The organism is Pararhodobacter oceanensis, from assembly GCF_003076755.1.
Classification (GTDB): domain Bacteria; phylum Pseudomonadota; class Alphaproteobacteria; order Rhodobacterales; family Rhodobacteraceae; genus Pararhodobacter; species Pararhodobacter oceanensis.
This window is the reverse complement of record NZ_QDKM01000003.1, coordinates 285125-306908: the sequence shown is the minus strand read 5'-3', so window position 1 is coordinate 306908 and position 21784 is coordinate 285125. Positions and strand designations below refer to the sequence as shown.

At 63.1% G+C, this 21784-nt stretch carries 25 protein-coding genes; 15 read left to right on the top strand and 10 right to left on the bottom strand.

Annotated features, from left to right (window positions below):
• Window positions 1-56 precede the first annotated feature (56 nt).
• The gene (locus DDE20_RS09010; RefSeq protein WP_116558149.1) at window positions 57-962 is read right to left on the bottom strand and encodes a PRC-barrel domain-containing protein; all 906 of its coding nucleotides are present in this window, start codon (window positions 960-962) and stop codon (window positions 57-59) included.
• A 103-nt stretch (window positions 963-1065) separates the two neighbouring features.
• Between DDE20_RS09010 and DDE20_RS19340 the strand changes: the two genes are divergently transcribed.
• The gene (locus DDE20_RS19340; protein WP_276308526.1) at window positions 1066-1191 is read left to right on the top strand and encodes a hypothetical protein; all 126 of its coding nucleotides are present in this window, start codon (window positions 1066-1068) and stop codon (window positions 1189-1191) included.
• A 9-nt stretch (window positions 1192-1200) separates the two neighbouring features.
• Here the strand turns inward: DDE20_RS19340 and DDE20_RS09005 are convergent, their stop codons facing one another.
• Window positions 1201-1401, bottom strand: coding sequence for a CsbD family protein (locus DDE20_RS09005; protein ID WP_116558148.1), 201 nt, complete (start codon window positions 1399-1401; stop codon window positions 1201-1203).
• A gap of 171 nt (window positions 1402-1572) precedes the next feature.
• Between DDE20_RS09005 and DDE20_RS09000 the strand changes: the two genes are divergently transcribed.
• Complete coding sequence (locus tag DDE20_RS09000) at window positions 1573-2046, top strand: CreA family protein (protein WP_116558147.1); 474 nt, start codon at window positions 1573-1575, stop codon at window positions 2044-2046.
• 97 nt (window positions 2047-2143) lie between these two features.
• On the opposite strand, the gene DDE20_RS08995 is transcribed toward DDE20_RS09000, so the two are convergent.
• From DDE20_RS08995 to DDE20_RS08985, 3 genes are all read right to left on the bottom strand, one after another.
• Window positions 2144-2473, bottom strand: a complete 330-nt coding sequence (locus tag DDE20_RS08995) for a phage holin family protein (protein ID WP_116558146.1) — start codon at window positions 2471-2473, stop codon at window positions 2144-2146.
• Window positions 2473-2796, bottom strand: a complete 324-nt coding sequence (locus DDE20_RS08990) for a glycine zipper domain-containing protein (protein ID WP_116558145.1) — start codon at window positions 2794-2796, stop codon at window positions 2473-2475. Before DDE20_RS08990 ends, DDE20_RS08995 begins: the two co-directional genes overlap by 1 nt.
• 75 nt (window positions 2797-2871) lie before the next feature.
• A complete protein-coding gene (locus DDE20_RS08985; protein ID WP_116558144.1) occupies window positions 2872-3687 on the bottom strand; it encodes a response regulator in 816 nt (271 codons plus the stop codon).
• A gap of 138 nt (window positions 3688-3825) precedes the next feature.
• On the opposite strand from DDE20_RS08985, the gene DDE20_RS18995 reads away from it, so the two are divergent.
• From DDE20_RS18995 to DDE20_RS08970, 4 genes are all read left to right on the top strand, one after another.
• Window positions 3826-3981 carry a NepR family anti-sigma factor gene (locus DDE20_RS18995; RefSeq protein WP_165814467.1) on the top strand — a complete coding sequence of 52 codons (156 nt, stop codon included), beginning with the start codon at window positions 3826-3828 and terminating at the stop codon, window positions 3979-3981.
• A complete protein-coding gene (locus DDE20_RS08980; protein ID WP_116558143.1) occupies window positions 3971-4546 on the top strand; it encodes an RNA polymerase sigma factor in 576 nt (191 codons plus the stop codon). The genes DDE20_RS18995 and DDE20_RS08980 overlap by 11 nt, the downstream gene beginning before the upstream one ends.
• A gap of 26 nt (window positions 4547-4572) precedes the next feature.
• Window positions 4573-6111, top strand: coding sequence for a phospholipase D family protein (locus tag DDE20_RS08975; RefSeq protein ID WP_116558142.1), 1539 nt, complete (start codon window positions 4573-4575; stop codon window positions 6109-6111).
• 93 nt (window positions 6112-6204) lie between these two features.
• On the top strand, window positions 6205-6378 hold the full coding sequence (locus DDE20_RS08970; protein ID WP_116558141.1) for a DUF1328 domain-containing protein: 174 nt from the start codon (window positions 6205-6207) through the stop codon (window positions 6376-6378).
• Between the two features lie 93 nt (window positions 6379-6471).
• Here the strand turns inward: DDE20_RS08970 and DDE20_RS08965 are convergent, their stop codons facing one another.
• Window positions 6472-8184 carry a histidine kinase dimerization/phosphoacceptor domain -containing protein gene (locus tag DDE20_RS08965; RefSeq protein ID WP_165814466.1) on the bottom strand — a complete coding sequence of 571 codons (1713 nt, stop codon included), beginning with the start codon at window positions 8182-8184 and terminating at the stop codon, window positions 6472-6474.
• A gap of 211 nt (window positions 8185-8395) precedes the next feature.
• Between DDE20_RS08965 and DDE20_RS08960 the strand changes: the two genes are divergently transcribed.
• From DDE20_RS08960 to DDE20_RS08950, 3 genes are all read left to right on the top strand, one after another.
• Entirely contained in the window at window positions 8396-9457 is a 1062-nt protein-coding gene (locus tag DDE20_RS08960; protein ID WP_116558139.1) for an AI-2E family transporter, read from the top strand.
• Window positions 9458-9556: 99 nt separating this feature from the next.
• The gene (locus DDE20_RS08955) at window positions 9557-9754 is read left to right on the top strand and encodes an orotidine 5'-phosphate decarboxylase (protein ID WP_116558138.1); all 198 of its coding nucleotides are present in this window, start codon (window positions 9557-9559) and stop codon (window positions 9752-9754) included.
• Window positions 9755-9992: 238 nt separating this feature from the next.
• Window positions 9993-11660 carry an alpha/beta hydrolase gene (locus tag DDE20_RS08950; RefSeq protein WP_116558137.1) on the top strand — a complete coding sequence of 556 codons (1668 nt, stop codon included), beginning with the start codon at window positions 9993-9995 and terminating at the stop codon, window positions 11658-11660.
• Between the two features lie 6 nt (window positions 11661-11666).
• Here the strand turns inward: DDE20_RS08950 and DDE20_RS08945 are convergent, their stop codons facing one another.
• From DDE20_RS08945 to DDE20_RS08930, 4 genes are all read right to left on the bottom strand, one after another.
• The gene (locus tag DDE20_RS08945; protein ID WP_116558136.1) at window positions 11667-12326 is read right to left on the bottom strand and encodes an NUDIX hydrolase; all 660 of its coding nucleotides are present in this window, start codon (window positions 12324-12326) and stop codon (window positions 11667-11669) included.
• Window positions 12327-12447: 121 nt separating this feature from the next.
• Complete coding sequence (locus tag DDE20_RS08940) at window positions 12448-12675, bottom strand: hypothetical protein (RefSeq protein ID WP_116558135.1); 228 nt, start codon at window positions 12673-12675, stop codon at window positions 12448-12450.
• 66 nt (window positions 12676-12741) lie between these two features.
• Complete coding sequence (locus DDE20_RS08935; RefSeq protein WP_116558134.1) at window positions 12742-12951, bottom strand: hypothetical protein; 210 nt, start codon at window positions 12949-12951, stop codon at window positions 12742-12744.
• Window positions 12952-13183: 232 nt separating this feature from the next.
• Window positions 13184-16087: a toll/interleukin-1 receptor domain-containing protein gene (locus tag DDE20_RS08930; protein ID WP_116558133.1), complete on the bottom strand. Its 2904-nt coding sequence runs from the start codon at window positions 16085-16087 to the stop codon at window positions 13184-13186.
• 144 nt (window positions 16088-16231) lie between these two features.
• Here DDE20_RS08930 and dapF point away from each other — a divergent pair, with 144 nt between their 5' ends.
• The 6 genes from dapF (at window position 16232) to DDE20_RS08900 (ending at window position 21700) form a co-directional block, all read left to right on the top strand.
• Window positions 16232-17062 (top strand): diaminopimelate epimerase, encoded by an 831-nt coding sequence (gene dapF / locus DDE20_RS08925; RefSeq protein WP_116558132.1) that lies wholly within the window; start codon window positions 16232-16234, stop codon window positions 17060-17062.
• Window positions 17059-18345, top strand: a complete 1287-nt coding sequence (gene mtaB / locus DDE20_RS08920) for a tRNA (N(6)-L-threonylcarbamoyladenosine(37)-C(2))-methylthiotransferase MtaB (RefSeq protein WP_116558131.1) — start codon at window positions 17059-17061, stop codon at window positions 18343-18345. Before dapF ends, mtaB begins: the two co-directional genes overlap by 4 nt.
• 177 nt (window positions 18346-18522) lie before the next feature.
• Window positions 18523-20058, top strand: a complete 1536-nt coding sequence (locus tag DDE20_RS08915; RefSeq protein WP_116558130.1) for an ATP-dependent DNA helicase — start codon at window positions 18523-18525, stop codon at window positions 20056-20058.
• Window positions 20059-20118: 60 nt separating this feature from the next.
• Window positions 20119-20661, top strand: a complete 543-nt coding sequence (gene thpR, locus DDE20_RS08910; protein WP_116558129.1) for an RNA 2',3'-cyclic phosphodiesterase — start codon at window positions 20119-20121, stop codon at window positions 20659-20661.
• A 68-nt stretch (window positions 20662-20729) separates the two neighbouring features.
• Window positions 20730-20966, top strand: a complete 237-nt coding sequence (locus DDE20_RS08905; RefSeq protein ID WP_116558128.1) for an Lrp/AsnC ligand binding domain-containing protein — start codon at window positions 20730-20732, stop codon at window positions 20964-20966.
• Window positions 20966-21700, top strand: a complete 735-nt coding sequence (locus DDE20_RS08900) for an SDR family oxidoreductase (RefSeq protein WP_116558127.1) — start codon at window positions 20966-20968, stop codon at window positions 21698-21700. The genes DDE20_RS08905 and DDE20_RS08900 overlap by 1 nt, the downstream gene beginning before the upstream one ends.
• Window positions 21701-21784: the final 84 nt, after the last annotated feature.

The following is a 21784-nucleotide window of genomic DNA, read 5'->3' as shown; positions in this document are numbered from 1 at the left end:
CATAAAAAATGCGGCAGCCAGAGCGGCTGCCGCAGGTTTGAGAGGGTAGGCGGGTATTAGCCTTCGTATTCGGGCTGGGCTTCCAGCGCCTCTTGCGAGCTGTCGATATAGACGCGCAGGTCGCCGCCATCATCGGCACGGATCACGGTCAGTTCGTCAAAAGACACCGCCACCGTATGCTCGCCAATCCCCAGGAAACCGCCAACGTCGATTGCGGCCTCTTCGATGACACCATCGGTCGAGACGATCAATTCGCTGATCTCGCCGACATCCTCATCACCAACGCCGTAAACGCGGGCGCCGGTCAGGTCTTCGGTGGTCAGGTCGTCAATCGTCACCGTGCGGTAGCCTTCGCGCTCGATCGAGGGGGCCATCATCAGCGCCGGATCGCGGGCATGGTCGCCGTCCATGGCGTCGGCATGCTCCATCGTATCCATCGCGTCACCGGCTTCATCCGCCATATCGTCCATCGCGCGGTCGGCATCGCGGGCGATCTCGCTGCCCATATCGCCACCCATGTCGGCACCCATATCGGCGCGCTCATAGGCGTCGGCTTCCATGATCAGCTCGGAATTGGCATTCACCACCAGAAAATAATCATCCGGGTCGTCGCCATCCGAGACAAAGCGCAGCTCGCTCATATTGATTGCCACGTCTTTTTCACCAATGCCGAGGAAGCCACCGACACCGACGATTACCGATTGCACCTCACCCTCGCGGGTCAGGATAATTTCGTTGATCTCGCCAATATCGTCCCATTCAGCGGTCTGATCGGCATTCACCGACATGGTGCTGTCAAGGCTGGACTCGGTGGCATAGACGCGCGCACCGACCAATTCCGAGGCATAAAGGTTAACCTGGGCGTTGAACGGCTCGCTCGAGAACATCGACATATGGTCTTGAGCCATGGCCGAGGTGCCCATCAAAAGAGCGATCGCGGTCGAGGTCATAAAGCGTTTCATAATGTATCTCCCGATAGGTTGATGTTGATGCTGATAGAACCGGCGGCTGCCATGATGGTTCCAAGTAAGCGACGGAAAACAAACCAAAATAATAGGGTTTGTAATGGCCGTGCGCCGGTCATCGGCCCGCGTTGCTGCGGGCCGGTTGATCCTTTGGAACCTTGGCAATCCTCCGGTGAGGGGGCAGGTGATCCGCTATGCCGATCCGGCGCGGGTCACCCGTCGCTAAAGCCGGGGATTACGAGTTATGCTTAACCCAGTCGTCCACCTCGGCTTTGGCGGCCTCTTTGGTTTTGCCATAGCGCTTTTGCACCAAGCCTTCGAGCTGCTCGCGCTCGCCCGCGGCTTCGTCCAATTCGTCATCGGTCAGCTCGCCCCATTTCTCTTGGGCTTTGCCTTTCATGACCTTCCAATTGCCTTTAACCTGATCCCAGTTCATGGCAGTCTCCTTCGTGGTTTCATGCGCCTTTCGGCCTGTGGTGGTAAAACCTGAAAACATCGGTTCCGTTCCCGCCAGTTGCGCAATTACCCGTGCAATTGAATGTGAATAAAAGTGACGGAACCATTTGGAAGCTGCGCAGTTTTAAGCCTTTGGATCTGGAGATATATCATGCGTATAAAAACAACACTCGCGGCGGGGTTTGCGGCGCTTGTCGCGCTGCCCCTCGCGGCCGAACAGGTCGGCGAGGTTGACGTTGATTGGCTGGGAAATGACATCATTATCGAGGCTTTCGCCGATCCCGATATCGAGGGTGTGACCTGCCATGTCGCCTATTTCGAGCGCGGGTTTATCGACCGGCTGCAACATGGCAACTGGTTCGAGGATCCGTCGAATGCGGCGATCTCTTGCCGTCAGACGGGGCCGATCACCATCGGTGATATCGACCGCAGCGAGGATGGCGAGAGCATCTTTTCCGAGCGCCGCTCGATTGTCTGGAAGACCCTGCAGGTGACACGGATTTTCGACGAGGCGAACCAGACCCTGATCTATCTGTCGCATGCCTCCGAGCTGCAGGAAGGCTCGGCGAAAATGTCGATCTCGACGGTGCCGCTGTATAATCCGACATTCGCCACCGAGGACTAACACCACCGACCAGATAACACGGCGCGCGCCACAGCTTTCGCCGGGCGCCGCGCCGTCAATATGGGGGCTAGCGGGCCGGGGATTAGCAGGCCGGGGATTAGCGGGGAGGCTGGCGCTTGCGGCCCTGCTCAAACCCCTGAATAAATGACAAAACCACCGCCTGCAGCGGCGAAAGCTCCGAACGCTCGGCAGGCAGGGGCTCGGGCGTTGCGGGTTTTTTCAACCCAATGGCCAGCGCAATCGCGGCGCCGCCCAGATAGACGCAGCCGATCACCGTGGCGGCGAAAAGCTGCGATTCAAGCTGCGTCAAAAGCATCCATGCCGCCGAGGTCAGAAACGCCCCGCCGACCACAGCCAGCAGCCCCGCCGCCGAAAAGGCCGCGCCCTTGCGCGCGGCCCTTTGCAGTTTATCTTGCAGCGAAAACATCAGCGACGCGCCGTCAGCATACCGACCAGAAAGCCGACCCCCGCCGCAATGCCCACGGCGGCTGCGGGATTGCCGCGCACCGCTTCTTCGGCGTCGGAATAGCTTTTCTCGGCCTGTGCTTTCAGCGCACCGGCGGCATTGGCGCCGGTCTCGGCCAGCCCCGCGGCTTTCGCGCCCGCGCTGGCTTTCAAGGCCTCGCCCTGGGCTTTGCCGTATTCGGCCACCGTCGCGGTCAACGCGGCGATATCCTCGCGCAGCACTGCCATTTGCTGCGCGACATCCGAGTTCAACTCAGAAACATTGCTTTTAGACGTTTGTGCCATCTAGACATCCCCTTTTCATTTCAATCTCGTCTTTAAAACTGACGACTTGGCAAAGGGTTCCATGTCTGCGTGGTTTTACGTCGGCTCGATCACCGCCGAAGAGGCAAAGAACATCGCCTGACTGACCGCCGAGCGCACCTGATCCTCGGTATAGGGTTTCGAGATCAGAAACGCAGGCTCGGGCCGTTCGCCGGTCAGCAGCCGCTCGGGAAAGGCGGTGATGAAAATCACCGGAATATCGCCCGAGGCTTCCAAAATCTCGTTCACCGCTTCCAGCCCCGAAGAGCCATCGGCCAGTTGGATATCCGACAGAATCAGGTCAGGCCGCGCCTGCGCCGCCAGTTTCACCGCGTCCTTATGCTTGCGCGCAACGCCGGTGACATCATGGCCCAATTCGGTGACGATCTTCTTGATATGCAAGGCGATAATCGCCTCATCCTCGATGATCATGATCTTGCCCGATACCGAGCGTTCCAGCTCTTTATCGGCCACCGAGAGCAGGTGATCGGCCTCGCTGGCGTCGATTTGCATGATCTCGGCGATCTCCTTGGGCGAAAACTCCTCGATGGTGTTGAGCAGCAGCGCCTCGCGGGTGTTCTCGGTCAGCCGCGACAGATGCATCTGGGCCTTCGCACCAAACCCCGTCTCGCCGTCTTGCACCGGCGCGCCGACGCTGCCCCAGATGCTGTGAAACGCGCCGAATAGCGCCACCTTCGGGCTGGAGGCGGTGTCAAAGATCGACCGATCCGTCAGCAAAGCCTCCAGCGTGGTTGCCGCAAGCCGGTCTCCGGTCTGTTGCGAGCCAGTCAGCGCACGCGCGTAGCGACGCAGAAACGGCAGCAGTTCAGCGACGACGCTTGCAAGCGATTGGTCCGAAGCAGATTGTGTCATGTGGTGCCCCTTTGATTTCTATGGAACCAAACTGGCCGTGACGGGTTTGGTTCCGTGGCGTGTGCATTTTTCTGTGGCGCGCGATGTAGGATCAAGCGGCGATGATTGCGATGACTAGGAACGGAGAGCAGTTTGCACATGACATCACATAACGAGCAGGAGAAGCCTCAAACGGCCCTGATACGGGAACAACTTCGCCGTTCCTTTCAGGAAAAGGCAAGCGAAGATTTGCCAGCCGACCTGATGACGCTGATCAACCAGCTGAAGGAGCAAGATACCCAGAATGGAAAATGAAACCGCCGCGGTGATTGATCCGCGTGACGAGTTGGTCACACATCTGGGAGTCCTTCGCGCCTTTGCCCTCAGCCTTTGCCGCAACGGGGCGCTGGCCGATGATCTGGTGCAGGAAACCGTCATGAAAGCGTGGAAATCCATCGACAGGTTCGAATCAGGCACCAATATGCGCGCCTGGTTGTTCAAGATTCTGCGCAACACCTATTACACCAGCTACACCAAAGCGCGCCGCGAGGTCGCCGATGTGGACGGGGTGATGGGCGAGAATGTCGCGGTGAAACCCGACCATGACGGACGTCTGGCCTATACCGATTTTCTGCGCGCCTTCGAGCAACTCCCTGATGACCAGCGCGAGGCCTTAACCCTCGTCGGCGCCTCCGGCTTTGCCTATCACGAGGCCGCCGAGATGTGCGGCGTCGCCACCGGCACGATGAAAAGCCGGGTCAACCGCGCGCGTCAGAAACTGATCGAAATCCTTGATCTCTCGCCCGATGATTCGCTGGAACTGACCGACAGTGGCACCATGGCCGTGGTCACCTCGGGGCATGCAGTCCGGCGTAACTAATTCAAAAACCCGGAGAAATAGCGCAGATGAGCGGTGATCACTTGGAGATTTTGGTCACGGCGCGACAGGCCTATCCACGGCTTGAAGCTCTGTTTCTGAGTGCACAGTCGCATATCCGCCTCGGCTTCCGGCTGTTTGATCCGCGCACCAGATTGCTGTCCGAGGATGCCAGAAAGATCGGCGATACATGGTCCGATCTGCTGCTCCATACGATCAACCGCGGCGTTCCGGTTGACCTGACAGTGTCGGATTTCGACCCCGTCGTCGCCAATCGCATGCACCGGCAATCCTGGCAATTCATCGCCATCGCCACCGCGTTGAATGAGGTCGCCGATGAGGGCGCGGCCAAGCTGACCGCGCGCTGCGTGCTGCATCCGGCCAGCGGCGGCATCGCGCCACGGCTGTTATTTGCGCTGAAAACCCGCAAGAACCTGCGCCAGATCGCCGATGAAGCCAATGACACCGTCGATCCGCAGATCCGTTTTCACCAGATGCCCGGCCTCTACCGGATGCTCGATTGTAAGGATGGGCGGGTCTGTCTGCGCCGCGCCGCGATCCCGCAGCTCAATCCGGTGACCCTGCATCACAAACTGGCGGTGATCGACGAGGCGGTGACCTATATCGGCGGGCTCGATCTGAACAACCGGCGCATTGATGACCCCGAGCACGAGCAAGCCGCGCAGCAGACATGGCATGATTTACAACTGATCTCGCATGATCCCGGTTTGGCCAAGGATGCGGCGGAGTATCTGCGGCGCCTGCCCGATGTGATCGACCGCAAAGGCCAGATGCCGGCGCCAAAATCCATGTTTCGCACCACAATCTCGCGGCGCCGTGCGCGCAATTACCTGCGTCTTGCGCCGCAGCCGGTCAGCCAGTCGCTGCTGCGCGATCATCTGGCGTGGATCGCCGAGGCGCAGCATTTCATCTATCTTGAGACGCAGTATTTCCGCGACCGCCGCATTGTTGCCGCGCTGCTGCGCGCCGCCCGCGCCAATCCGCGGCTCAAGCTGGTTTTGCTGCTGCCCGCCGCGCCGGATGATGTGGCCTTTCATGAACGACCGGGGCTGGACGGGCGTTTTGGCGAATATCTGCAGGCCCGCGCCATCCGCCGCCTCAAGCACCATTTCGGCGACCGTGTTTGCATCGTCAGCCCGGTGCAGCCGCGCCGCCCCGACCAGCGCGATATCGACAACAACCGCGCCACGCTGGCCAATGCGCCGATCGTCTACGTCCATTCCAAAGTGGCGATCTTCGACACCCGCGCGGCGATTGTCTCCTCGGCCAATCTCAACGGGCGCAGCATGAAATGGGACGCCGAGGCGGGGGTCACGATGGAGGATCCCGCAGATGTCGCGGCGCTGACCAAGACGGTCTTTGACCTCTGGCTGGGTGATGACGCCAGCTATGATCCCGAGGGCGCTTTTGACCGCTGGGCGCAGCTTGCCCGCGCCAATGCCGCCCGCCCGCCCGAGGCGCGCAAGGGCTTTGTCGTGCCCTATGATGTCGAGCCTGCCGAAGAACTCGGCATGCCGGTTCCCGGAGCGCCCGCCGATATGATGTGAGTAAAAAGCCGCCCGCGCCACGGAACCAATTCCGCGCCAAAGGGTTATTTTTGCACATCTACTGGAATTGTAACCGAAATAAGGGAACATATTATGCTAGGCTGGGCTCTGACATTTCTCGTCGTCGCATTGATCGCCGCCGCTTTGGGTTTTGGCGGTATTGCAGGCGCCTCTGCAGGGATTGCTAAAATCCTGTTCTTCATCTTTATTATTCTGTTTGTCGTGGCCATGATCGCCCGCGCCATGCGTGGTAACCCGCCGGTATAACCGACCACGAAATAGCCGACATACGGCACTGCAAAAAGGCCTCGCATCCCTGCGAGGCCTTTTTATCATGCGCGTTGTAAAATGGTTAACCCGTCACCCTTTCGGATCCAGATCATCGACCGGAAAGGACAGCGACACCCGGTAAACCCCGCCCTCTTGCGTGGCCGAGAAATCCCCCGAAAGCTGCGCGGCAAAGGCTTCCATTAATTCGGTTCCCAGCCCCGAGGATTTCTCGTCATCCGGCTCTGCATCGCGTGGCGGCAGTGAATTCTCAATCACCACCTCGGCCTGCGCATCATCGCCCAGTTCCATCGCCACGCGCAGACTTGGGGCGTGGCCCTTGGCGTTGCCGATGTATTTCAGCGCATTGGTCATCGCCTCGGTGACAAACAGCGACAGCGGCACCGCTTGATCGGGATTGAGCCGCACCTCGGCAAATTCCGTATCCACTTCGATCGAAGTATTGCGCAGCGCGGCCATTTTCACCACCTGATGCACGATGGTTTCAAGGTGCTCGTTCATGCTGATATCGGCCTGCCCGCTGGTCTGATAAAGATTGCGGTGGATCGTCGCGAGGCTGGTCACCCGGTCATGCAGCCCCTGCATCAACTGCCGCACCTCTTTCGAGCGCGACTGCCGCATCTGCATGCTCATGATCGAGGCGATCAGCTGCAGGTTATTCTTCACCCGATGATGCACTTCGCGCAGCAAAATATCCTTCTGGCGCAGGGAATCCTCGATCTTGGCTTCGTCGCGCAGGATCGTGTCGGTCATCCCGATAAACGTGTCGGCCACATCGCGCAATTCGCGCGGCGCGCTCTTGAATTCGCTGCCCATCGTGGTCCGGCGCGAGGCGGCAAACAGGTTCATCGCGGTGCGCAACCGCACCACATGGCGGGTGACAAACAGTGTCGCGGCGAACCATGCGACGGCAAGGCTGGCCAGCCACATCAGCACCGGAAACAGCGCCGGCGCCTGCAGGTAGAACCCGCCGCGCAACTCGCTGTCGAGCGTCCATGTGGAGAGCGCATACAGCTCGCCCTCAACCACCGGCACCAGCGCATAGAGCCGCTCGATCCCGTCGCGGTCGACATCGGCAAAGCTGAGCGTCTGATCCGAGAAACTGTCGGGGGTAAGGTTCGAGGGCAAGAGCCGCCGCGCCTCTTCCAGATCGCCGGGGGCGGTCAATACAGTGCCGGTCGGCGAGAGGGTCAGCATCGACGCGTCGCCGGTGCTCTGGTCGCTTTGCTCAAGCCGGTGATGCGGCACCGAGACCGCAGCATAGCCCTGCAACTCGCCGAAATCGTCAAACACCGGATAGGAGGCATGGATCACCGAAGCACCCGAGGCGGGGGCGGTTTGGTTAACCACCAGATCGGGGCGCGGATTGGAATTGAGCGCGATCAATTCATCGGTCAACCCGAAGCTAAAAGCCTCGCCGGTGCTGGAACAGGGCACATTGCCTTCGGTGTCGTAATATCCGGCAAAGGAAAACACCGTGTCTTGGATCTTGTCGCGTAAAAGCTGGTTGCACAGCTCCAGATCCCCCAGCACCACCGGAATTGACCGGCTCAGGGTTTGCGCCACCGCTTTGGCGCCTTCAATCACGATAATCTCATGTTGCACCGCGCGCAAAGTCTCGCCAACCAGCGCCGCCCGCGATCTTGCTGCGGCCTCATTCAGCACGCTTTGCGAGCGCACGATCGAGACAATCATCAGCGGCAAAAGCGCGATAGCGAACACAATTGCCAGCCGAAAGCTCAGCCGGTCGAGCCCCGCTTTTGCTCCGGTCACGATGCGCTTCATAGTGGTCTTCCCCTCGGATTCCGGCACCCCGTGAGGGGATGTAATCATGCGGCGCCGCACAGTGCCACAGGGATTCCCCGCGACCCGAGCACCCCCGCCCATGCTATCTAGCATTCTAGGGGAACGTTTCCACGGCAATCGGGTTCCCTAGAAGATGGCGGTAAACGCAGAATTGCCAATCATGTGGCAAAACAGTTGGGGGCGGTGAGGCATGGACGAGTTGCGCGTGATCAAAAACCTGCTGTTCTTTGTCTCTGCCCTGATGACCATCGCCGTCCTCTATGTCGCCCGCGATCTGTTCCTGCCAATCATGATCGGCTTTCTGATCGCCCTCACCCTCAGCCCGGTGGTGCGCAGCCTCGCGCGGCTGGGCATCCCCGAGGCGCTCTCGGCGGTGACGCTGGTTCTGGGCGCGGGTCTGGTGCTGGCCTTGGGGTCCTATATGATCAGCGGGCCGGTGGCGGAACTGCTGGCCGATGTGCCCGAGATGGGCAATGAATTGCGCCGCAAACTGCGCGGGGTTCTGGTCTCGATCGAGGAAATCTCGACCGCCAGCGAGCGGGTCGAGGATCTGGCCACCGGCTCTGACAGCACCCCGCAAGTCGCCCTGCAGCAACCCGGATTGCTGGCCTTTGCCGCGGGTTCCATCGCCAATTTCGCGGTGTTGGTCGGCGTCGGTCTGGTGCTGGCGCTGTTCATCCTGTCCTCGGGCGATCTGTTTTACGTCAAACTGGTGCAGGCCTTCCCCAATTACGCCGAAAAGCGCCGCGCGGTGCGCACTGCCCGCGATGTCGAGCGGCAGATTTCGCGGTATTTCCTCACCATCCTGATGATCAACGCGGGGCTCGGGGTTTGCATCGGCGTGGCGATGTATCTGACCGGCCTGCCCAACCCGATCCTCTGGGGCGTGGTCGCGTTCTCGCTGAATTTCGTGCCCTATATCGGCGCGGTCTGCGGCGCGGTTCTGGTCGCCGCTTTTGGCGTTCTCAGCTTTGATACGCTGGGCGCGGGGTTGTTGCCGGCGGCGATCTATTTCTCGCTGACGCTGATCGAGGGGCAATTCGTCACCCCCACGGTTCTGGGCCGCCGGCTCGAGATGAATCCGGTCGCGGTGTTCATGACGGTGATCATCTGGAGCTGGCTCTGGAGCATCCCCGGCGCGCTGATGGCGGTGCCCTTTCTGGTGCTGTTCAAAGTGATTTGCGACAATGTGCCGGCGCTCTCGGTGGTCGGCAATTTCCTCGGCACCCGCGGCGCAAACGACACCGTCTGAGCGCGGCACCCGCAGCCGCCAGACATCTGCGTTTTTTACGGAACCATTCTCGCCGTAGATGGTTAATCTGTTGAAACGCAACGCAAAGAGAGACCCTCCATGAAGATCAAAGCCCTCAAATATGACGCTGCCCAAGGCGCTTTCGAGGCGCGTGTCGACATCGAGCATAACGGTCGCACCTTTCGCTACCCCTGCGTCGTGCGCGGCCCGCAATCGATGGATGCGCAGATGGTGCGCGATAGCATCCTGTTTCAGGCCAGCAAGATGTCCGGCCTGACTGAGCGTATCGGCGCCTGAGGCCCCCCGCAGCCCGAATTGAAACGATCTCGGATGGAATGAAGACGACGCCTGTCCCTCGTCAGTTCATGTTTTTATTCATCCGAAACCTCGCCCGGTGCCCATGGCATCGGGCGCTTTTTTTTCTGCGCAATCATCGGGCTGCCCGTTGCGTCACATCGCGGCGCAGGTGTTAACTGGACATATATTGGTGGCCGCATGAACCCGCCGCCCCAAGCCCTTGGTCCAAGGAATTTCCATGCGCTACTTTGACAAAACCGGCCTGTACTACCTGCCGCTTTACCTCGGGCTGCTGTTTTTCGCCTCCTCGCTGACCCCGACATTGATCCCGCGCAGTTGGTTGATCCAAGGCGTCTTGGGCGGGTTGGTGATGGGGCTCGGCTATCTGATCGGGCGCAGCGCGGTGACCCTTTGGCGGTTGATGGCACTGCCCGAACCCTCAGGCCGCGTCGCCGTCACCCTGCGCATTGTCACCGGCCTGCCGGTGGCGGCGGTGGTGGCGCTGTGCCTGTGGCAGGCACGCGATTGGCAAAACAGCATCCGCAGCCGCATGGGAATGGAGCTGGAAGAAAACGTCGAGACCCTGCAAACCGTCGCCGTGGCGCTGGCGGTGTTTGCCCTCTTGCTGCTCCTCGGGCGGCTCTTGCTCTGGCTGTTTGATCGGGTGCGCTTCTGGCTCTACCGCTATATGCCCGCGCGCACCGCCAATGTCGCGGGCTTCGCGCTGACCGGTTTTCTGCTCTTGGTGATCTCGCGCGATGGGCTCTTGGACCGTGTGATCGCCAGTCTCGATACATCAATGACCATCGCGCAAAAGCTGTTCGACGATGCGCCACCCGCCCCGCGCAGCGAGATGATCACCGGTGGCCGCGGCTCTTTGGTCAGTTGGGAGGCTTTGGGCGAACCGGGCCGCAATTACGTCACCCAAGGCCCCTCGGCGGCGGATATCACCGGTTTCACCGACCGCCCCGCGCTGCAACCGATCCGCGTCTATGTCGGGCGCGCGCAGGCCGAAACCGCACAAGAGCGCGCCGATCTGGCACTGGCCGAGCTGATCCGGCAGGGCGGGTTTGACCGCGAGGTGCTGATCGTCGCCATGCCCACCGGCACCGGCTGGCTTGACCCCGGCGCGGTCGATCCGGTGGAATATATGCACAGCGGCGATATCGCCACGGTGGCGGTGCAATACTCCTATTTCCAATCGCCGCTGGCGCTGATCCTCGAAACCGAATCCGGGCTTGAACAGGCCAAGGCGCTGATTGACGCGGTGCATGACCATTGGCGCAGCCTGCCCTCCGACACCCGCCCGCGGCTCTATATCCACGGGCTCAGCCTCGGCGCCTGGAGTTCGATGCATGGCACCGGGCTTTATGCGTTTCTCGATGATCCGATCAGCGGCGCTTTCTGGGCCGGGCCACCGTTCCCCTCGGGCCTTTGGCAGAGCATCATTGCCTCGCGCGATGCCGGTTCACCGGCCAGCGCGCCGACCTTGCGCGACGGGCAGTTGGTGCGTTTCGCCACCCATACCGATGACGGCGGCGGGCCAAGGGGCTGGGGGCCGATGCGCATCATGTTCCTGCAATACGCCAGCGATCCGATTGTCTTCTACGAGCCCGCCTCGGTGTTTCGCGCCCCCGACTGGATGAACGAGCCGCCGGGGCCGGATGTCTCGCCGCATCTTTTGTTCATGCCGGTGGTGACGCAATTCCAGCTTGCGGTGGATCTGGCGCTGGCCAATACCGCGCCCGCGGGCCACGGCCATGCCTATTATGCACCGGATTACATCGGCCCTTGGGTCGCGGTCACCGATCCGCGCGACTGGACGCCTGAGGACACCGCCCGCCTGATCGCCCATTGCAGCGCCGGTTTCCGCATGGGCTGTGATCACAACCAGCCGGAGCGGTAAAAAACCTCAGCGCTTCAATCGAAACAGCGCCGCCGGACGGTGGCGCCCGCCGGTGGATTTCTCGCCGGTATCCTCGATCTCCCATGAATTGCTCAGCCATTTGCGGAAGTTGCGCTTGTCCATCTCCTCGCCGCGCAGGGTCTCGAACACCAGTTGCGCTTGCGACAGGGTGAAGCTCTCGGGCAGGAAATCAAACGCCACCAGCGCCCGCTCCTGGATCGACGGAGTCACATCGCTGGCCAGTCGCGCGCGGCCGTCGGCAAGGATCTGCGCGTGATCAAAGGCCAAGGGCGGCAGCGCATCCAGCGGGAACCAGCGCGCGTCCTGCGCATCACTGCCGCCCTGCGCGATCAGGTCATCCGAGGGCACCAGCGCGATAAAGGCAATGGTGATCACCCGCCCGCGCGGATCGCGCTCGGGCGCGCCATAGGCGCCCAATTGCCGGATCGGAATACCGCTGAGACCGGTCTCCTCCTGCAACTCGCGCAGCGCGCCGGTTTCCAGATCCTCATCCATCTGCACAAACCCGCCGGGGATCGCCCAAGCGCCCTTATGCGGATCGAATTTACGTTCAATCAAAAGCACTTGCAGCTTACCGTCGCGGATCGAGAAAACCAGAATATCGGTGGTCACGCTGGGGCGCGGAAAATCATATGTATAGCTCATAGGGCCTGTCTCTATGCCAAAACGCAGCGCTACCCTATCCGTTTTATCGGGCTAGGGTAGCTTGTTGCCGTGGGGATTTTGCGGGCGGTGCCAATCGCAGGGGGCACCGCCGGTCTTTGGATCAATAGCACTGCCAGACGGTGACCCAATTGCCGTAGTAATCATAGACCGTGGCCCATTCGCAGTAATAGGCGACTTGATCGAGGGCTTCGGTTTGCGGCTCCGCGGCGGCGCGTTGAGCGGTCAGAAGCGAGGGGCTCTCAGCAAGGGTGATCTCGGTGACAGGCGTGGCCTGAGCGCTGAAAGTGGCGAGGGCAAGGGCGGCGGCACTGAGGGTAAGTTTAAACATGGTTTCCTCCGAAAAATTTGAAAGTAAAGTTAAATTAAGGTCGTGGTTGCGAGGGTTCCGGCGGGTTTAGTAGCACTGCCAGACGGTGATCCAGTTGCCGTAGTAGTCATAGACCGTCGCCCATTCGCAGTAAGTGGCCAGTTGTTCGATCTGTGCGGTCTCATGGATTTGCGTCGCGGTGACCGTGTTGCGGGGCAGATCGACGGGGGCGGGCGAGGCGTTGGACAGGCCGGCGATCAGGGTGAAGGCGGTGGCGGTGAGCGAGGTCTTAATCATGTCAGTCTCCGTGGGGTTGAGGGTTTGGTTTGTCTTTCGATAATGTAGTTTTGACACTTTCTGATAGTGTTGTAAATACACTTAATTGCACCGCGCCGAAGAAATCGCGCAAGTGTCTGAATCTGCGTGGATAAAAACTTGGAAATTTTTGCCATACGGGCAGGGCGGCACGCCCGCAGAGCAGGCTGCATCAAGGGAATCACCGGATTTCACACGAATCGGGGCGGTATACCTACTCGCTGTCGGCCTGCACCTGCACCAGCGCCGCGCGCAGAAACTCGGGCCAGCCCTGTTGCTCACCCGTCAGCGCCCCTTGCCGCGCCAGCCCGTCCACGATGTCCAGCGATTCGCGCAGCAATTCTGCCGCGCGGGCGGGGGCGCTGGCCTGCGACAGATTGTAAAGACCAACCGCCAGCGCCGCCTTGGGCGCGGCATCCTCGGGGTCCGTCGCCGCGAGGTTGCGCCGGACCGCCAGCGCCTCGCCATAAGCCCTCTGCGCCGCCGCGCGGTCCTCTCTATGCAGATGCAGCGCGCCGATCCCGTCAAGGCTGCGCGCCAGATCCTCCTGCCAGAGCGCCTGCGCGGCATCGACCGCCAGCAGGCGCCGCGCGGCTTGCTCTGATGCCTGAAACGCACCAAGCGCTGCGTCGAAATCCTCGGCGCGCGCGTGCAGATAGCCGGTCTTGAGCAGCGTCACCGCCAGATCGCGCTGCCATTGCAAGTTGTCAGGCTCGGCGGCCAAGAGGTTGCGGATCACCGCCAGCGCCGCGTCAAACGCCGCCAGCGCCTCCGGCACCGCACCCGCCTGTAGATGCACCTCGCCGATCCGGTTCAACCCATAAGCCACATCATGCTGCCACTGCGCATCCCGCGGCGCGATTGCGGTCAACTGCCGGGCAATCTCCAGCGCCTCACCGTAAGCGGCCAGCGCCGCTTCGGCGTCACCGGCGCCGAACTGCAGATCGCCGATCTTGTTCAGAGTGATCGCCAGCCCGCGCTGCCATCCGGTGTTCTGCTGATCCACCGCCACCAGTTGCCGCTCGATCGCCAGCGCCTCGCGGTAGGTGGCCAGCGCCGCAGTCATCTCGCCCGCGCGCCGCTGCAGATCGCCGATCCGGTCCAGCCCCAGCGACACATCGCGCTGCCATTGGGTGTTGCGCGGATCGGTCGCCAATAGCTGACGGCGGATCTCCATCCCCTCGGCATAGGCCTCGCGCGCGGCACCCGTATCGCCTGCCTGCAGCTGCAGATCACCGACCCGTTCGAGGCTGATCGCGATATCGCGCTGCCATTCGGTGTTGCCCGCATCCCGCGCCGCCAGTTGCCGCGCGATCTCCAGCGCCTCGGCAAAAGCCGCGCGCGCGGCGGTCAGATCGCCCGCCGCCCGCTGCAAATCCCCGATCTTGCCCAGTGAGATCGCCACATCGCGCAGCCACAGCGTATTGCCCGGATCGCTGGCCGCCAAAGCGCGGGTGATCTCCAACCCCTCACGGTAAGAAGCCAGCGCCGCTGCCCGGTCACCGCCACGCAATTGCATATCGCCGACGCGGTTCAGACTGACCGCAAGGCTGCGCTGCCAGAGGGTATTGCCCGGATTGCCAGCCAGCAGCGCGCGGGTGATCTGCAGCCCCTCGCGGTAGGCGGAAAGCGCCGCCACGGTATCGCCCGCGCGCTGGTGCAGATCGCCGATATTGTTCAGGCTGACCGCGATATCCCGCTGCGCCTGCGCATCCGTCGGTGCCCGCGCGGCAAGCCGGTGGCGAATATCCAGCCCCTCGCGATAGGCGGCCAGCGCCGCCGCACTGTCACCGGCGCGCAGATGCAGCGCACCGATCCGCTCGAGGCTGATCGAGATGTCGCGCTGGCCACCGGCATCACGCGGCGCAGCGCTTGCCAAGCCTCGGCGGATCCCCAGCCCCTCGGTGAACACCGCCAGCGCCGCCTCGACCTCACCGGCCTGCAGGCGCAGATCGCCGATTCGCTCAAGCGCCACCGAGAGATCACGCTGCCACTGGCGGTTTCCGGGCGCGCTGTCCAACAGCCCCGCCAGCAGCTCCTGCGCCCGCAGCGCCGAGGCCAGAGCCTGCTGTCGCGCGCCCGAACCGGCGTAAACCTCGGCAAACTCCACCCGCATCGCGGCTTCGATCTGGCGCAGATCGGCGTTCTCGGGATCAGAGGCCCGCAGCTCCATCACCGCGGCTTCGGCGCGTGACAGGATCGCGTTCAGGCTTTCCAGCCGCAGCCCTTGCGCATCCTGCAGCCCCTGCGCGATATCAAACACCAAAGCATTGATCGCCGCCCGCGCGGTGTCGAAATTGCGCTCGGCGCGGTCCCGCTCGGCACCGGCCTGGGTCAAGGCTGCCTCGGCGCGGGCGGTCTCGGCCAAGGCAATCTCGGTCTGCCGCTGCGCGCGCGCCTCATTCTCCAGCGCCGCATTGCGCTGCACAAAGGCGAACCCCGCCAGCAGCGCCACCCCCGCCAAAGCCGCCAGCGCGACGGTCAAACCGCGCCGCTGACGCCGAGATTGCGCACGGCGGCTTTCCAGCAAGAACCGCCGCTGCAGGGCGGTCGGCTCGGGCGCATCTTGGGGCTTGGACAAAAGCCACGCCTCGGCCTCCTCCAACTCGCCGCCGCGCAGGGGCTGCGCTCCGACCGTCTGCCCTGCCTGCCAACGCGCGGCCAGTTCCGCCAGCCGCGTATGCTCGCGAATCCATCCGATATCGAGGTTGATCGCATAGGTGATCTTGCCCAGCCCAGCCGCGAAATCATCCGCATCGGTCAGGAAAATATAGTTCAGCTTGGCGGCAGGTTCGGGCACCTCGCGGCGCAGATCCGCCACCGGTTCCAGCACCACCGGAATGATCCGCTTGTTCAGCGCGGCGGCCAGATCCAGCTCCCACGCGCAGATTTCCGAACTCACCGAGGCGGGCGAGATCGCGAATAGCATCACATCGCTCTCGCGGATCAGTTTCTCCAGCCGCGGCTGCCAGGCCTCACTTGGCAGAATGTCGTGAATGTCGCGAAACACCGTCAGATCATCACGCGCCACAAGCGCGGCATAAAGCGGCTCGATGCGGGCGTCATCCTGCCGAGAATAGGATATGAACAGCTTTGTCTTCACCGCCTGCGCGTTCATCCGCCCCCCTCAAACCGCTGCACAAAGCGCCCGCAGCCATGTTGCGGCCAAGCGCGCCCCCTGTCTACAGCGCCGCGCCACAGCCCGCGTTTTCCTGCACACTGCCCACTGGCAGCGGCATGGTTTATCCCTTATATCGCGGGGATGGAGAGCATTGGGACCAGTGGTCTGACCTTTCGCAAGATGCATGGGGCGGGCAATGATTTCGTGGTGATCGACTCGCGCGGGCGCGGGGCGGTGACCACGCCTGTGCTGGCGCGTGCGCTTGGCGACCGGCATCGCGGCGTCGGTTTCGACCAATTGGCCGAGCTGCGTGATGCTGATGACGCCGATCTGGCGCTGGATTTCTGGAACAGCGACGGCACCATGGCGGGCGCCTGCGGCAATGCCACGCGCTGCGTCGCCGCGCTGGTGATGCGTCAAAGCGGGCAGGAGGCGCTGCGCATTCGCACCGCGCGCGGTCTGCTGGAGGCGCGGCTTGAGGGCGGGCAGGTCTGGGTCAATATGGGCGCGCCCTTGACCGACTGGCAGGATATCCCGCTCAGCCAGGCCGTTGATCCGCTGCATCTGCCGCTTGCAGGCGATCCCGTCGGTGTCGGCATGGGCAACCCCCATTGCGTGTTTTTCGTGCCTGACGCCGAGGCGGTGGCGCTGGAGGTGCGCGGCGCAGAGGTTGAGCATGACCCGCTGTTCCCCGAGCGCACGAATGTCGAATTCGTCAGCCTGCTGGGCCCCGATCACCTGCGCATGCGGGTCTGGGAGCGTGGCACCGGCGTGACGCTGGCCTGCGGCTCGGGCGCATGCGCGGCGGCGGTGGCGGCGGCGCAGCGCGGGATCACCGGATGGCGCGTGCGGCTTGATCTCGATGGCGGCACCTTGATCGCCGACTGGCGCGACGACGGGGTCTGGCTGACCGGTCCGGTGGCGGATGTGTTCACCGCCCAAATCGCGCCCGAATTTCTGGAGGCGTTATGAACCCGCCCAAACTCAACCTGCCAGCCAGCGCCGCGCCCAGTTTCACCACGCTGGGCTGCCGCCTCAACGCCTATGAAACCGAGGCGATGAAGGAACTCGCGGCGCAGGCGGGCGTCGCCAACGCCCATATCGTCAACACCTGCGCGGTGACCGCCGAGGCGGTGCGCAAGGCGCGCCAGGAAATCCGCAAAATCCGCCGCGACAACCCCGAGGCGGCAATCATCGTCACCGGCTGCGCCGCGCAGACCGAGCCCGAGACCTTTGCCGAAATGCCCGAGGTCACCCGCGTGATCGGCAACCACGAGAAGATGCAGCCCGAGACATGGCAGCAGATGACACCGGACCTGATCGGAGAGACCGAGCGCGTGCAGGTCGATGACATTCTCAGCGTGCGCGAGACCGCCGGTCATCTGATCGACGGTTTCGGCAGCCGCGCGCGCGCCTATGTGCAGGTGCAAAACGGCTGCGACCACCGCTGCACTTTCTGCATTATCCCCTACGGGCGCGGCAATTCACGCTCGGTGCCCGCCGGCGTGGTGGTCGAGCAAATCAAGCGGCTGGTCGGCGCGGGCTATAACGAGGTGGTGCTCACGGGCGTCGATCTGACCTCATGGGGCGCGGATCTGCCGGCGACGCCGAAACTCGGCGATCTGGTGCGCCGCATTCTGCGGCTGGTGCCGGATCTGCCGCGGCTGCGGATTTCCTCGATTGACTCGATTGAGGCCGATCCGGCGCTGATCGAGGCGATCGCCTCCGAGCCGCGCCTGATGCCGCATCTGCATCTGAGCCTGCAGGCGGGCGATAATATGATCCTCAAACGGATGAAGCGCCGCCACTCACGCGAGGATGCGATTGAATTTTGCACCGATATGCGCCGCGCACGCCCCGATCTGGTGTTCGGCGCCGATCTGATCGCGGGCTTCCCGACCGAGACCGAAGAGATGTTCGAAAACTCGCTGGCTCTGGCGCGCGATTGCGGGCTGACATGGCTGCATGTCTTCCCCTATTCGGCACGCAAAGGCACCCCCGCCGCGCGCATGCCGCAGGTGGGCGGCACGCAGATCAAAGCCCGCGCGGCGCGGCTGCGGACCTTGGGCGAGGGGCTGGCGCAAGCGCATCTGGCGCAGCAGGTGGGGCGCGCGCATCAAATCCTGATGGAAAACCCGCGCATGGGGCGCACCGCGCAATTCACCGAAGTCGCGTTTGGCAGCGACCAGCCGGTGGGCGAGATCATCTCGGCCCGGATCATCGGCCATGACGGGCGGCAATTGCTGGCGGGGTGAAGGGGGGCGGGCCTCGGGGGCATCGAGCCCCCTTGGCCCGCGCGGGTTGCCACCCTGCACCCGCCCATGGGGGTGCACGCACCCCCTTGGATCCCCCGTGGATATTTTTGGACAGATGACGCGGCAAGTGGCGCCCTGCAGCTTCCCTCTGCCAAGGGCTTGGCCTATGGTCGCGCCATGACGCAGATGCCGGTTTCCATTTCATTTTCCGACGATCAGGCCGCCGCCTGGGACGCGCTGTCGACGCTGTTGGAACAGGCCGGGATTGATATTCTGGGCGAGGGCACCACGCCGCCGGATGCCGAGGCCGAGGGCACATTGCGCGCGGTTCTGGGCAAGGCGGGCTCGGGCAAGACCATGCTGCTGGCGGAACTGACCAAAGCGCTGATCAACGCCGGTGTCGAGACGGTGTCTGGCGATTACGAGGGGCGGCGGCGCAAGGAGCGGCGCACGCTGGCGATTCTGGCGCCGACCAACAAGGCCGCCTCGGTGCTGCGCAACCGCGGCGTGCCGGCGACGACCATTCACCGCATTCTCTACACGCCGCTTTATGATCCCGAATACGAGAAAATCGCCGAATGGCTGGCCGGCAACGGGCCGCGCCCCGAGATGCCCGACCTCGGCGAGACCGCGCTTGACCGCGCCAAGGCGTTTTACGACACGCAGCCCTCGATCCCCGGCGCGCTGGCGGCGGCGGGGTTGCGCGGCTCGGATTTCATCAAGGGCTGGAAGCGCCGCGAAGAGCCGCTGGACGTGGGGTTCATTGATGAAAGCTCGATGCTCGACGCGCGACAGGTGGAGGATCTGCAGGAAATCTTCCAGACGCTGGTCCTGTTTGGCGATCCTGCGCAGCTGGCACCGGTCGGGCAATCGGGCGAGATGGTGTTCGACACTCTGCCCGAGGCCAGCAAACTGGTGCTCAGCCGCGTCCACCGGCAGGCGCAGGACAATCCGATCCTCGATCTCGCGCATGCTCTGGCCGATCCCGATCTGACGTTTGAAGCGTTCGAGCGCCAGATCGAAGAGGTCGCGCAGCGCGACGAGCGGGTGGTCTGGGCGCAGCGCGTGGAAAGCGATCTGATGGGCCGCTCGCCGGTGCTGGTCTGGCGCAATGCCACCCGCATCCGGCTGATCCACGCCTTCCGCGCGGCATACGATGCGCCCGAGACCGAACTTCTGCCCGGTGAGCCGCTGATTTGCGACGGGCTGGAACTGCCGCTCAAACACCGCAAAAAGCGCATCGACCTTGAGGCGCGCGGGCTGATCAAAGGCGCGCAGGTGGTCTACCTCGGGCCGGGCAGACGCCCGGGCTTTTCGCGGCTGCATGTGTTCGGCGCCGAAGAGCCGCAGGTCTCGGCCTCCTCGATCATCAAGATCGAGCGTGAGGGCGCCGAAGAGCCCTTTATCCCCTATGCCGCGGGTATGGGGGCGGCGTTTTTGCACGGGGCGGCGGTGACCATCCACAAGGCGCAGGGCTCGCAATGGCCCGATGTGCAGGTCTTCGCGCCCGATCTTTATGCCGCCGCCCGTGCCGGACGCACCGAGGCGGGGATTCCGCTGTGGAAACGGCTGGCCTATGTGGCGATCACCCGCGCCGAGCACCGGCTTCTGTGGGTGGTGCGCAACCGGCTGGGCCGTCCCAGCGGGCCGCTGCGGGTGGATGATCTGGGCGGCAAACCCGCGCCCTTCGCGCTGCAATCGCCCGATGCCTGACCGCGCCCCTTGCTCCACCGCCCCTTGCCCCACGGCCAAATGCAGCCTAGCTGACCTGCCATGATCCGCGCTTTCCTCGCCCTGCCGCTGCCCGACACATTGATCCACCGTCTGACCGTCCTGCAACACGGGCTGCGGCTCACCGATCCGGTGCCGCGCGAAAACCTGCATCTGACGCTGGTGTTTCTGGGCGAACAGCGCGAGCCGGATCTGGAGGATCTGCATATCGCGCTCGACAACCGCAGGCTCGAGGCGCCGGAACTGCAACTCACCGGTCTGGATGTCTTCGGCGGGCAGATGCCGCGCAATCTGCATGCCACATTCGCCCTGACCCCCGGCCTCAAGGCGCTGCAGGCCAAGGTTACGCAACTGGCGCGGCACAGCAATATCGCGATCAAAGCGCGCAAATTCGTGCCCCATGTTACGCTGGCACGCTTTGCCGAGGGCGAGGCGAGTGCGCCGGAACTCGCCGCCCGCATCCAGCAACAGGGCGCGGTGCAAAGCGATCCCTATCTGATCCCCGAAATGGTGATGTTCCGCTCGATCCTGCGCGCTTCGGGGCCGGTTTACGACCCGCTCGCCAGCTACCCGCTGCTGCCCTGACGCCTGCCCCAAGCCCTTGCGCCTGAACCGTGCCGTGGCATAGTCTGCGGCGCAAAAGGAGCCCCGCCATGCAATGCGTTTTCGTGCAATTCCGCTGCACCCCCGGCAAGACCTATGAGGTGGCCACCGCCATCTATGACCGTGAAATCGTGTCGGAATTATTCTCGACCTCGGGCGATTGGGACCTGATCGCGAAGGTCTATATCCCCGATGACGCCGATGTCGGCCATTACCTGAGCGAGAATCTCTTCGACGTGCCGCATATCTCGCGCACCCTGACCACGATGACCTATAAGGCGTTCTGATGCCCGCCATTGTGATCACCGGTGCCAGCGCGGGGATCGGCCGCGCCACGGCGCTACGGTTTATTGAGGCGGGCTGGCAGGTCGCCCTGCTGGCACGCGGGGCCGAGGCGCTGGAGGCGCTCGCCGCAGATCACGCGGACGCGCTGCCGCTGCCCTGTGATGTCACCGATGAGGCGCAGGTCGAGGCCGCCTTTGCCGCCACCGCCGCGCGTTTCGGACGCATTGATGCGCTGTTCAACAACGCGGGCAAAATGCTGCCTGGCCAGTTGATTGACGAGCTCAGCGTCGCCGATTGGCGCGCCATGGTCGAGGTCAATCTCACCGGCATGTTCCTCAGCGCCCGCGCCGCTTTTGCCCAGATGCGCCGCCAGAACCCACAGGGCGGGCGGATCATCAACAACGGCTCGGTCTCGGCCCATGCGCCGCGCCCCGGCTCGGTCGCCTATACCAGCACCAAACATGCGATCACGGGGCTGACCAAAACCCTCGCGCTTGATGGCCGCCCGTTCGATATCGCCTGCGGGCAGATCGACATCGGCAACGCGCGCACCGAGCTTGCCGCGCAGATCGAACGCGGCGTGCCGCAGGCGGACGGCAGCATCAAGCCCGAGCCGATGATGGATGTCGCGCAAGTGGCGGATGCGGTGCTGCATATGGCCAGCCAACCGGCGGGCACCAATATCCCCTTCCTGTCGATCATGGCCAGTAATATGCCATGGCTCGGCCGCGGTTAACCCATAGGCCGCCCCGTCATCTGTCCAAAAATATCCCGGGGGTGAATTCGACACCGTCGCAGATGGGGTCGAAGAGGGGGCAGC